The sequence below is a fragment of the Phaeovulum sp. genome (assembly GCF_047638075.1).
Taxonomy (GTDB): Bacteria; Pseudomonadota; Alphaproteobacteria; order Rhodobacterales; family Rhodobacteraceae; genus UBA6197.
Genome location: NZ_JBLJBV010000030.1, coordinates 15778 through 28235, shown reverse-complemented (window position 1 = coordinate 28235; position 12458 = coordinate 15778). Strand labels below are relative to the sequence as shown.

At 62.2% G+C, this 12458-nt stretch carries 8 protein-coding genes; 7 read left to right on the top strand and 1 reads right to left on the bottom strand.

Going from position 1 to position 12458, the window contains the following annotated elements; all coding sequences use genetic code 11:
* Positions 1–60 precede the first annotated feature (60 nt).
* Complete coding sequence (locus ACM62R_RS04775; RefSeq protein ID WP_415182917.1) at positions 61–267, top strand: SlyX family protein; 207 nt, start codon at positions 61–63, stop codon at positions 265–267.
* A gap of 51 nt (positions 268–318) precedes the next feature.
* Here ACM62R_RS04775 and dnaE read toward each other — a convergent pair whose 3' ends face one another.
* Positions 319–3765, bottom strand: a complete 3447-nt coding sequence (gene dnaE / locus ACM62R_RS04770) for a DNA polymerase III subunit alpha (protein ID WP_415182920.1) — start codon at positions 3763–3765, stop codon at positions 319–321.
* A gap of 406 nt (positions 3766–4171) precedes the next feature.
* Here dnaE and xdhA point away from each other — a divergent pair, with 406 nt between their 5' ends.
* Genes xdhA through ACM62R_RS04740 form a run of 6 tightly spaced genes read left to right on the top strand, consistent with a single transcriptional unit; the run spans position 4172 to position 12422 of the window.
* Complete coding sequence (xdhA, locus tag ACM62R_RS04765) at positions 4172–5608, top strand: xanthine dehydrogenase small subunit (protein WP_415182916.1); 1437 nt, start codon at positions 4172–4174, stop codon at positions 5606–5608.
* Complete coding sequence (gene xdhB, locus ACM62R_RS04760) at positions 5605–7941, top strand: xanthine dehydrogenase molybdopterin binding subunit (protein ID WP_415182915.1); 2337 nt, start codon at positions 5605–5607, stop codon at positions 7939–7941. The genes xdhA and xdhB overlap by 4 nt, the downstream gene beginning before the upstream one ends.
* Positions 7938–8891 carry a xanthine dehydrogenase accessory protein XdhC gene (gene xdhC / locus ACM62R_RS04755; protein WP_415182914.1) on the top strand — a complete coding sequence of 318 codons (954 nt, stop codon included), beginning with the start codon at positions 7938–7940 and terminating at the stop codon, positions 8889–8891. Before xdhB ends, xdhC begins: the two co-directional genes overlap by 4 nt.
* On the top strand, positions 8879–10417 hold the full coding sequence (locus ACM62R_RS04750) for an ABC transporter ATP-binding protein (protein WP_415182913.1): 1539 nt from the start codon (positions 8879–8881) through the stop codon (positions 10415–10417). The genes xdhC and ACM62R_RS04750 overlap by 13 nt, the downstream gene beginning before the upstream one ends.
* Positions 10414–11493 carry an ABC transporter permease gene (locus ACM62R_RS04745; RefSeq protein WP_415182912.1) on the top strand — a complete coding sequence of 360 codons (1080 nt, stop codon included), beginning with the start codon at positions 10414–10416 and terminating at the stop codon, positions 11491–11493. The genes ACM62R_RS04750 and ACM62R_RS04745 overlap by 4 nt, the downstream gene beginning before the upstream one ends.
* Positions 11490–12422, top strand: coding sequence for an ABC transporter permease (locus ACM62R_RS04740; RefSeq protein ID WP_415182911.1), 933 nt, complete (start codon positions 11490–11492; stop codon positions 12420–12422). The genes ACM62R_RS04745 and ACM62R_RS04740 overlap by 4 nt, the downstream gene beginning before the upstream one ends.
* Positions 12423–12458 lie beyond the last annotated feature (36 nt).

Sequence of the window (12458 nt, the reverse complement as noted above, 5' to 3'; positions counted from 1 at the left end):
GCTTATCATCAGGGCGCGGTGTAGCGGATGGCGCAGTGCCGGGCAAGCAGGAGCAGAGAAATGCAACATCGTATGGAACGGTGCGAAGAACAGATCGCCTATCTGACCCGTACAGTGGACGAATTATCCGACATTGTCGCGCGGCAAGAAGGTGAAATCAGCCGCCTGACCCGCCGTCTGGGCATGTTGCTGGAGCGCGAGGCCGAACGCGAAGCCGAAAGCGGCGGCACAGTGCCCCTGGCCGATCAGCGCCCCCCGCACTGGTAAGCGCGGGCCCTGCCGCGGCTGCCCCGGGGCAGGGATATTCAGGCCGGAAAATCAGATTTCATCTACCGCAACAACGCCGCGCAGGGCGCGCAGAGCGCCTTTGATCTGTGGGTTGACCGGAAAGCTGTCACCGGCGGTGATTTCATATTCGGTGCCGTGCGCAGGATCAGACACGCAAAAACGGATCGGGCCGCGGGCGCGTATCCGGGCCTCATCGACCATACGGGCAAGAAGGGCGGCGACGGTCGAAACCGCCTCGGGGGTGTCGATGTGAACACGAAGGCCCGATCCGCCCGCATCAGCCGTGACCGAGTCGATGGGCTGCGCCGCGCGCGCCAGCAGCTTCAGGGTCTCGCCTTCCAGATTGGCCTCGACGGTCAACACGACGGCCATGCCCGGTTCCAGATACTGGCGGGCAGCCTCAAGCGTGTCGGAAAACACCGTCACCTCGTAAAGGCCGGTCGGATCAGACAGGCCGACAAAGGCAAAGCGGTTGCCCTTGGCCGATTTCTTTTCCTGACGGCTAGAAACGTTTCCCGCGATTTTGGCGATCAGCGGGCCACCTTCGGCCGCCACGGTAATCTCGGCCAGGGTCATCACCTTTTTGCGTTTTAGCGCGGGCATGTAATCATCCAGCGGATGGCCCGAAAGGTAAAAGCCCACGGCCTTGTGTTCTTCGGCAAGGCGTTCAGCGGGCAGCCAGTCGTCACAATCCGCAAGGCGCGGCGGGGGCAGATCCTCGCCCGCCTCCCCAAAGAGGGAAACCTGCGATGAGGCCTTGGCCTCAACCACCGCCGCCGACCAGCCCGCCAGCGCATCGAGGCTGTCGAACACCCGCCGGCGGTTGGGATCAAGCTGATCAAACGCCCCCGCCCGCGCCAGCATCTCCAGCGGGCGTTTACCGACGCGTTTAAGATCAACCCGGCGGGCGAAATCCACAAGATCACTGAAAGGGGTGTTGCCGCGCCCATCAACAATCAGGCGCATCGCCTCGACGCCCACATTTTTCAGCGCGCCAAGACCGTAAACCACCCGGCCCTCGGCCACGGTAAAGGTCGCAAGGCTGCGGTTGACGCAAGGCGGGATCGTTTCAATCCCCAGCCGGTCCACTTCGCGTTTATAGACGGCCAGCTTGTCGGTCAGGTGGATGTCGCAGTTCATCACCCCGGCCATGAATTCAACCGGGTGATTGGCCTTTAACCAGCCGGTCTGATAGCTGACCACCGCATAGGCGGCCGCGTGCGATTTGTTGAAACCGTAATTCGCAAATTTCTCAAGAAGATCAAATACTTCTCCGGCTTTTTTAAGGTCGACATTATGGGTCGCCTTTGCGCCTTCAATGAATTTCGGGCGCTCTTTCGCCATTTCTTCAGCGATCTTCTTGCCCATCGCACGGCGCAGCAGGTCCGCGCCGCCAAGGCTGTAGCCCGCCATGACCTGAGCGATCTGCATCACCTGTTCCTGATAGACGATGATGCCTTGGGTTTCGGCCAGAATATGGTCGATGGTGGGGTGGATCGATTCCAGATCCTTCAGGCCATTCTTCACCTCGCAGTAGGTGGGAATATTCTCCATCGGGCCAGGGCGATAAAGTGCGACCAGCGCCACGATATCTTCGATGCAGGTCGGCTTCATCCGGCGCAACGCGTCCATCATGCCGGTGGATTCCACCTGAAACACGGCAACAGTGCGCGCGGCGGCATAAAGTTCGTAGGTTTTCGCGTCATCCAGCGGGATCGCGGCGATATCAACCTCGACCCCGCGCAGACGGATCAGGTCAATGGCGTTTTGAATGACAGTGAGGGTTTTCAGACCCAGAAAGTCGAACTTGACCAGCCCCGCGGCCTCGACCCATTTCATGTTGAACTGGGTCGCCGGCATATCTGATCGCGGATCTTGATAAAGCGGCACGAGTTCGTCCAGCGGCCGATCCCCGATCACCACCCCGGCGGCATGGGTCGAGGCGTTGCGCAACAGACCCTCGACCTGTTTGGCATAGTCCAGAAGGCGTGCGACAACCTCCTCGGCCTTGGCCGCCTCGCGCAGGCGCGGCTCATCAGCCAGCGCCTTTTCGATGCTGACCGGCTTGACCCCCTCAACCGGGATCATCTTCGACAGGCGGTCCACCTGCCCGTAGGACATTTGCAAAACCCGGCCCACATCGCGCACCGCCGCCTTTGACAAAAGCGCGCCAAAGGTGATGATCTGCCCGACCTTTTCGCGGCCGTATTTACGCTGAACGTATTGGATGACCTCTTCGCGCCGATCCATGCAAAAGTCGATGTCAAAGTCAGGCATCGACACCCGCTCGGGGTTCAAGAACCGCTCAAACAGCAGCGAATAGCGCAAAGGGTCAAGGTCGGTGATGGTCAGCGCATAGGCCACAAGACTACCCGCCCCCGACCCCCGGCCCGGCCCTACCGGAATGCCCTGATCCTTGGCCCATTTGATGAAATCCGCAACGATCAGGAAATACCCCGGAAAGCCCATCTGCTCGATGATGCCCAACTCAAAATCCAGACGCGCCTCATAATCCGCCACCGAGGCTGCGTGAGGAATAACTGCCAGACGAGCCGTCAGCCCCGCACGCGCCTGCCTGCGCAATTCCTCAACCTCGTCATCTGCAAACCGCGGCAGGATCGGCGCACGCTTGGCCACCTTGAAGGCACAGCGGCGGGCAATCTCCACCGTGTTTTCCAGGGCTTCGGGCAGATCGGCAAACAGCGTGGCCATTTCGGCCTCGGATTTCAGGTAGTGCTGCGGCGTCAGGCGGCGGCGGGGCTCTTGCTGATCGACATAGGCGCCGTCCGCAATGCATAGCAACGCATCATGCGCCTCATACATTGCCGCCTTGGGAAAATAGACATCATTGGTGGCCACCAGCGGCAAGCCCATGGCATAGGCCATTTCGACAAAGCCCTTTTCGGTGGCACGTTCAGCCTCGGTTGTTTGGCCGCCCTCGCCGGGGTGGCGCTGTAGCTCTATATAAAGACGGTTCTGATAGATCGCGGCCAACCGTTCCATCAGCGCGTGGGCCTTTGGCCCCTGCCCCGCCCGGATCAGTCGCCCTACCGGGCCATCGGCGCCGCCCGTCAGGCAGATCAGGCCCCGGCAATAGGTGGCCAGCTCTGTCTCGGTCACCTGCGGCAACTGCCCGGCCTTGTCGAGGTACAGGCACGAATTCAGCTTCATCAGGTTGCCATATCCGGCCTCGTCTTGCGCCAGCAACACAAGGGGCGCAGGCGCGCGCGGGCGCTCTCCGGGCTGGGCCGGGTCATAACTCAGGTCAACCTGACAACCGATAATGGGCTGCACACCCGCGCCCGAGGCCAACACTGAAAACTCCAGCGCGGCAAACATGTTATTGGTATCTGTGACGGCTACGGCAGGCATGCGCGATGCCTGACAGGCAGCAATCAGCTTTTTCACCGGTACCGCGCCCTCAAGCAGCGAATATTCGGTATGCACACGCAGGTGAATGAATCGGGGACTGGTCATGGCCAAGGGATAGGCCATGCCCGCGCCGGGTTCACGCTCTTTTTTAGCTTTCATCCGTTTCATCACCCCCTTCCTGACCTGCCGCCCGCCCGAACCAGTTCTGCGGCACCGCTGGCTCACACCGGATCCGGCCAACGCCAGAAAGGCGGCCATCATTCAGCGCCCGGCCCCGCTTTTCAGGCCCGCGCCGAACGCATCGCTTGCCACGCCAGGGCAACACGATGCCCCTGCCACGCCCATCCGCCCGCGTACCGCACGGGTTAAAAATGCGTTGAGGTCAAATCCTGCTTGCCATATCGCGCCGGGACAGGCTTCATGTAAAAAGGAAACGGCGCGTGATCCGCTTTACGCCGCATCGGGCGGACACGCAGGGCCTTGAATGTAAAGACCGCGGCGGATTGACCCGATGGAGATCACGTTTCTTCTGAACGGAGAAACCATGCATGTCGCGGATGAAAGCCCGACCCGCACGGTTTTGGAATGGCTACGCGAAACCAAGGGTCTGACCGGTACAAAGGAAGGCTGCAACGAAGGCGACTGCGGCGCCTGCACAGTTATGGTCACCGATAGTGATGGCAGCCGCGCGCTGAACGCCTGCCTGTTGATGCTGCCCCAAATCAATGGCAAGGCGCTGCGCACAGTCGAAGGCATGAGCGGCCCCAAAGGCACCCTGCACCCGGTTCAATCCGCAATGGTCGACCTGCACGGCTCACAATGCGGCTATTGCACGCCCGGCTTTGTCGTCTCGATGGCAACCGCGCATCTGCAAGGCCGCACCGATCACGACGATGTACTGGCCGGCAACCTCTGCCGCTGCACCGGCTACGCCCCGATCATCCGCGCCGCGAAAGCCGCCGAAACCGCCCCGGTCCCGGACTGGATGCACAGCGATCAGGCAGCCCTTTCCAGCTTTTCCTTGGCCGAAATACTCTCGGGGGGAGACGCCCCCAAAGGGGGCGGCGTGGGGGGCAGACAGCCCCCCCTTGGCACCGCCTGTCAACCCACCCATTCCGACGATCTTGCCGCGTGGTATCTGGCAAACCCCGATGCCACACTGATTGCGGGGGCCAGCGATGTCGGCCTTTGGGTCACGAAAGAACTGCGACCCCTGCCAAAAGTCGCATTTTTGAATAATTGCAAAGACCTGCAAACCATAACCCAGGATCAGAACGGTTTTCGCATCGGCGCGGGGGTAACCATCGCCACCCTGCGCCACGCCATGGAAGGCCCGCACCCCGCGCTGGCCGAGTTGCTGCGCCGCTTTGCCAGCGAACAAATCCGCGCGGCGGCGACGATCGGCGGCAATATTGCCAACGGTTCCCCCATTGGCGATGCGCCGCCTGCGCTGATCGCGCTGGACGCGGTGTTGCACCTGCGCCGGGGGGATGAACGGCGCAGCCTGCGGTTGGAAGATTTCTTTCTCGATTACCGCAAACAAGATCGCGCCCCCGGCGAATTCGTCGAGGCGTTGACCCTACCGCTTACCGCGCCGGCCCTGCGCTGCTACAAACTCTCCAAAAGGTTCGATCAGGACATTTCAGGCGTCTGTGGTTGCTTCAACCTGACGGTAGAAGGTTCAATAATTACAACTTCCCGCATCGCCTTCGGGGGTATGGCCGGGGTGCCGAAACGGGCGAATGCGGTCGAACGCGCCCTGACCGGCCAACCCTTCTCCGAGGCCACAATCATCGCAGCACTGCCCGCCTTCGCGGACGATTTTGCCCCGATGGATGACATGCGCGCCTCGGCGGTCTACCGGCTGGAGGCGGCGCAAAACATGACCCTGCGCTATTTGCGTGACCTTACCGGCGAAACCGTCTCGGTTCTGGAGGTGCGGGCATGAGCGTGACAAAACCCCTGCCGCATGATTCCGCGCTTTTGCATGTGACCGGCCGTGCGCGCTATGTTGATGATATCCCCGCACCTGCGGGCACGTTGCATCTGGCCTTCGGGCTGTCGGACGTGGCGCATGGTACAATCACCAGTATGGACCTCACGGCGGTGCATGCGGCGCCGGGGGTGGTCGCGGTGCTGACTGCAACCGATCTGCCCTTTGCCAATGACGTCAGCCCCTCCATCCAGGATGAGCCGCTTTTGGCCACGAACAGCGTGCATTACGTTGGGCAGCCTGTATTTCTGGTGGTGGCCACCAGCCATCACGCCGCCCGCGTCGCGGCCAGACTGGGGCAAATCACCTACAACGAACTTCCTGCGATTTTGACGGTGGATCAGGCGCTGACGGCCGGCAGCCGGTTTGAGGGCGGCCCGGTTGTCTGGCAGCGCGGCGATGCCGAAGCTGCGATTGCCGCCGCCCCTGTCGTGATCGAGGGGCAGCTTGAGCTTGGCGGGCAGGAACATTTTTATCTTGAGGGTCAGGCTGCGCTGGCCATGCCCGGCGATGAGGGGATGGTGGTTCATTCCTCGACCCAGCACCCGACCGAGGTTCAGCACAAGGTAGCCGAGGCCCTGGGGCTTGCCATGCATGACGTGCGGGTGGAAATGCGCCGTATGGGTGGCGGATTTGGCGGCAAGGAAAGCCAGGGCAATGCGCTGGCGGTGGCCTGTGCGGTCGCGGCACGCCTGCTGGGGCGGCCCTGCAAGATGCGCTATGACCGTGATGATGACATGGTTATCACCGGCAAACGGCATGATTTCCGGATCGACTATCGGGCCGGGGTCGATCAGGCGGGGCGGATTTTGGGGCTGACGTTCCGGCATCTGGTGCGCTGCGGCTGGTCGATGGACCTGAGCCTGCCGGTTGCGGACCGCGCGATGCTGCATGCCGACAACGCCTATGACATCCCCGCAATGCGGATCGAAAGCCACCGTCTTCGCACCAACACCCAAAGCGCCACCGCGTTTCGCGGCTTTGGCGGCCCGCAAGGCATGATCGGGATCGAGCGGGTTTTGGACCACATCGCCCATCAATTGCGGTTGGAGCCTTTGGCGCTGCGGCGGCTGAATTTCTACCAGGATGCCCCAGACACGGCGGGGGGGCTGTCTGCCCCCCCGCACCCCCCCGAGAGTATTTGCACCAAAGAAAAGCAGCAGACGCATTTCGGGCAGCGGGTCGAGGATTTCATCCTGCATGGGTTGGTTGGCCAATTGGAGAAATCTGCGGATTATATGCTGCGAAAATCCGAAATCAGGACGTGGAACAGCAATAACCGAACAGTGAAGCGGGGGATTGCGATTTCCCCGGTGAAATTCGGGATCTCGTTTACGCTGACGCATCTCAATCAGGCGGGGGCGTTGGTGCATGTGTATCAGGATGGCTCTGTCCAGCTTAGCCACGGCGGCACCGAGATGGGGCAAGGGCTGCACCGCAAGGTAACGCAAGTGGCGGCAACGGTCTTTGGCGTGCCGATCGAGCAGGTTCGGATCACCGCGACCGACACCGGGAAGGTGCCCAACACCTCGGCCACGGCGGCCTCATCGGGGGCGGATCTGAACGGGATGGCCGTCAAGGCCGCCTGCGATACGATTAAAGGGCGGATCGCCGCCTTTTTGGCCGCGCGTGAAGGTTGCTCTGCGGAGGATGTGCATTTCTTTGATGGCAGGGTTGTTGCGGGCGGGACCGAATTACGTTTTGCCGAGGCCGTAATGGCCGCGTATCTGGCACGGATCAGCCTGTCTGCGACCGGGTTTTATGCCACCCCAAAGATCAGTTGGGACCGGGTTGCAGGGCGCGGGCGACCGTTCCTTTACTTTGCCTATGGCGCGGCGGTGACCGAAGTGGTGATCGACACGTTGACTGGCGAAAACCGGATTCTGCGGGCTGATATTCTGCACGATGCGGGCGCAAGTCTTAACCCGGCGTTGGACATCGGCCAGATCGAAGGGGGTTATGTTCAAGGGGCGGGCTGGCTGACCACCGAAGAGCTGGTCTGGGATGCCAAGGGGCGGCTGCGCACCCACGCGCCCTCGACCTACAAGATCCCGGCGTGTTCTGACAGGCCAGATGTTTTCAACATTGCCTTGTGGGACGGCGCGAACCGCGAAGACACGATCTACCGGTCGAAAGCGGTGGGCGAGCCACCGTTGATGTTGGCGATTTCGGCCTGGCTGGCGCTGGCGGATGCCTGTGCGGCCGTGGGGCCGCATTGGCCCGACCTTCAGGCACCCGCCACGCCCGAGGCGGTTCTGGCTGCTGTCAAACGGGCGCGCGGCGCATGAGCCTTGATGTTGGGATGCTGACACGGATGGCGGCACGCGGCCCATTCGTGCGGGTGTTGGTGGCAGAAACGCGCGGCTCGACCCCGCGTGAGGCCGGGGCAGCGATGCTGGTTTGGGGCGAGGGCATCGAGGGCACGATCGGCGGTGGCACGCTGGAATGGGAGGCGATGGCCCGGGCGCGCGAGGTATTGGCCACAGGTCGCGCGCGGCTGGAGCGGATCGCCCTTGGCCCGGCGATGGGCCAGTGCTGCGGCGGCGCCGTGACCCTGGCTTATGAGCGGTTCGATGCCGCAAGCGTGCCCGACCCCGGCCAAGCGCTGCATATTCGGCGGATCGAGGGGCCCGAGGCGATGCCGCTGGCCGTCAGCCGTGCTTTGGCGCGCGCGCGGGCCGCAGGGGTGGTGCCGCCGCTGCTGGTTTCAGGCTGGGTGTTGGAGCAAAGCCTTATCGCAACAACGCCCGTCTGGATCTGGGGGGCGGGGCATGTCGGCCGCGCGATCGTATCGGTTCTGGCCCCTTTGCCGGGGTTGCGGCTAAGCTGGGTGGATACTGGGGATGACAGGTTTCCGGTTACCCCGGAAGGGGTTACACGGCTTTGTGCCGAAAATCCGGCCGATTTGGTCAGCGTTACCCCGCCGGGTGCCCGGCACTTTGTGCTGACCTATTCGCACGCGCTTGATCTGGAATTGTGTCACCGGCTTTTACAGCACGGGTTTGGCGCGCTGGGGTTGATAGGGTCCGCCAGCAAGGCGGCGCGGTTTCGGTCCCGCTTGCGCGGACTGGGCCATTCAGACGCCCAGATATTGCGCATTATTTGCCCCATTGGTGACCCAAACCTTGGAAAGCATCCACAGGCCATTGCCGTGGGCATCGCGGCCACGCTACTGAGAGAGACGAGCGCCACAAGAGCCGCAAAGGCCCAAACAATATCAAAAGGATGCGCCGGGTGACAGGGGACAAGAAGCTGCTGACGATTGAGGGCCTGACCAAGGCCTATCCGGGGGTGCTGGCCAACGATGGGGTCGGCTTTGCCGTGGCACCGGGCGAGGTTCATGCCCTATTGGGCGAAAACGGTGCCGGAAAATCAACCTTGGTCAAGATGATTTATGGGTTGGTAAAACCCGATGCCGGATCGATGACCCTTTTGGGCGCGCCCTATGCCCCACCAGAGCCGCGCGCGGCGCGCGCCGCCGGGGTGGCGATGGTGTTTCAGCATTTTTCGCTGTTCGAGGCACTGAACGTGGCCGAAAACGTGGCCCTCGGCATGGAAAACCCGCCGCCGATGCGCGCATTGGCGGCCCGGATCCGCGAGGTCAGCGATGCTTACGGCCTGCCGCTGGACCCAGAGCGCACTGTGGGCGATCTGTCGGCCGGCGAACGCCAGCGCGTTGAGATCATCCGTTGCCTGTTGCAAGACCCCAAACTGCTGATCATGGACGAACCGACCAGCGTTCTGACCCCGCAAGAGGTTGAGATCCTGTTTGGCACCCTGCGCAAACTTTCCGCAGAGGGTACGGCAATTCTTTATATTTCCCACAAGCTTGAGGAAATACGCAGCCTTTGCGACCAGGCCACAATCTTGCGCGGGGGCCGGGTTGTCGGCACCTGCACGCCGCGGGAAAAAACGGCGCATGAGCTGGCCGAAATGATGGTGGGCACCGAGCTGAAGCTGACCGACCGCGCCGGCCGCGAAGCGGGCGTGGTGGCGCTAAAGGTGGTGGGGCTGAACCTGCCGCCTGCGTCGACCTTTGGGCCGGCGCTGAAAAACATCAGCTTCACGCTGCGCAAGGGCGAGGTGCTGGGGATCGGCGGGGTGGCGGGCAACGGCCAGGAAGAACTGTTGGCCGCGCTTTCAGGCGAACGGCCCAGTGCATCGGGTAGCGTCCTTTTGGCGGGCGAGGATATATCCACGTTCGGGCCAAACAAGCGCCGCGCGCGTGGCCTGCTGACGGCCCCGGAAGAGCGGCTGGGCCATGCCGCCGCCCCGGACATGAGCCTGACCGACAATTCCATTCTGACCGGGGCCAAGCGCAAGAACCTGACCCGGAACGGTTTTTTGAACATGGCCGCAGCGCGTGCGTTCACCGAAACGATCATCGACACCTTTGATGTGCGCACGCCGGGGCCGCACGTTGCGGCACGCGCACTTTCGGGGGGAAACCTGCAAAAGTTCGTCATCGGCCGCGAGGTCTTGCAAGACCCGGCCGTGCTGGTGGTGAATCAACCGACATGGGGTGTTGATGCGGCAGCGGCTGCCGCAATCCGGCAGGCATTGCTGGATCTGGCGGCCAAGGGCGCCGCCGTCATTGCGATTTCACAGGATTTGGACGAATTGATGGAGATATCCGACCGCTTTGCCGCCTTGAATGAAGGACGGTTGTCCGACCCGGTCGATGCCGCCACGCTGACGCTGGAACAGATCGGCCTGAAGCTGGGCGGGGCGCATGGCATGAAACCGGTCGAGGGTGTCGTATGATAGTATTGGTCAAACGCCCGACCCCGTCGGCCTTTTGGGCGTGGGTCACGCCGCTGGTTGCGGTCATTGCCACGATGATTGCCGGAGGCGTTCTATTTGCCGCCTTGGGCAAAAACCCCCTGGACGCGATCCGCACCATTTTCTGGAACCCTCTTTTCGGGCCGAATGCGGGCTATTTTCGGGGGCAGTTACTGGTCAAGGCGGGCCCCCTGATCATGATTGCTTCGGGGTTGGCGGTGGGCTTTCGCGCCGGAATCTGGAATATCGGCGCCGAGGGGCAGTATATCATGGGTGCGCTTGCCGGGGCATCGGTGGCGCTGGCAATCTACCCTGCTGAAAGCGTGTGGCTATTTCCGACCATGGTGATTGTCGGCGCTTTGGGGGGCTGGGCCTGGGCGATGATCCCGGCGGTGCTGAAGAACCGGTTTGGCACATCCGAGATATTGGTGTCGCTGATGCTTGTTTATGTGGCGCAGAACCTGTTGGCCTATGCCGCATTCGGACCGCTGAAAAACCCGCAAGGCCTGGGCTTTCCGGGGTCGCGCAACTTGCAGCAATACACCTCGGCGTATAACCCCGAACTGATCGCGCGGACGGGAATGCACTGGGGCGTGGTCGCGGCGTTTATCGCGGTGATCGCCACCTATGTGCTGATGTCGCGCCATATTGCAGGGTTTCGGATCAAGGTTGCGGGTGATGCGCCCAAGGCCGCGCGTTTTGCCGGGGTGGTGCCGGCGCGGATGGTGATGTTCTGCCTTGGGCTTTCAGGGGCGCTGGCAGGGCTGGCGGGTCTGTTTGAGGTGACCGGCCCCTCTGGGCAGATCACCGAAAACTTCAACACCGGCTATGGCTTTACCGCAATCATCGTGGCGTTTCTGGGCCGTTTGCACCCGATCGGCATCTTGCTGGCCGGGCTGATCATGGCGCTGACCTATATCGGCGGCGATTCGGCGCAACTGTCGCTGGGGCTTCCGGCGGCAGCGATACAGGTGTTTCAGGCGATGCTTTTGTTCTTCTTGCTGGGGTTCGATTTCCTCACCAACTACCGGATTGAACTGAAGGGGGCACGGGCATGATCATCGGCGGGATAGATGTCGTCATCTTGCTGGCGACGCTGATGGCGGCCTCGGTGCCGGTGTTGCTGGCGGCCACGGGCGAACTGATCGCGGAAAAATCCGGCGTTCTGAACCTTGGGGTTGAGGGCATGATGATCATCGGTGCAATCGCGGGTTTTGCCGGGGCAGTCTATAGCCACAGCCCGGTGATTGGCTTTTTGTGCGGGGCATTGGCGGGGGCAACGATGGCGCTGCTGTTTGCGGTGCTGACGCTCGGGCTGTTGGCCAATCAGGTGGCAACGGGCTTGGCGTTGACGCTGTTCGGGATGGGGCTTTCCGCACTGGTCGGCAAGGGATTTGAGGGCGTACGCCCCCCGCCAACACCGAAGCTGAATTTCGGCGCGCTCAGCGATTTGCCGGTGCTGGGCAAAGTGGTCTTTTCACATGACTGGATGGTTTACGGCTCGCTTTTGATGGTTGTCCTTGTGGCGCTGTTTTTGTCAAAAACCCGCGCCGGGCTGATCTTGCGTGCAGTGGGCGAAAACCATGATGCCGCCCACGCCCTGGGCTACCGGGTTGTGGCGGTGCGCATGGCCGCGCTGGCCTTTGGCGGCGCAATGGCCGGGTTGGGCGGCGCCTATCTTAGCCTTGTGCGAGTGCCGCAATGGACCGAGGGCATGACCGCCAACGCCGGCTGGATCGCGCTGGCGATTGTGGTTTTCGCCTCATGGAAGCCCGAGCGCGTCCTCTTGGGGGCCTATCTGTTTGGCGGCATTACGGCGCTTCAATTGCAGATGCAGGTTGCAGAATATGCAATCCCCGTCCACCTGTTGTCGATGGCGCCTTATCTGGTTACGATCATCGTGCTTGTGATCATTTCCGCCCGCCATCGGCGTGGCACACAGGCCGCACCCGCCGCGCTTGGCCGACCTTTTCACGCCTCACGCTGAGGCCAATCAACCGGGCCAAAGCGCCCATAACCCACG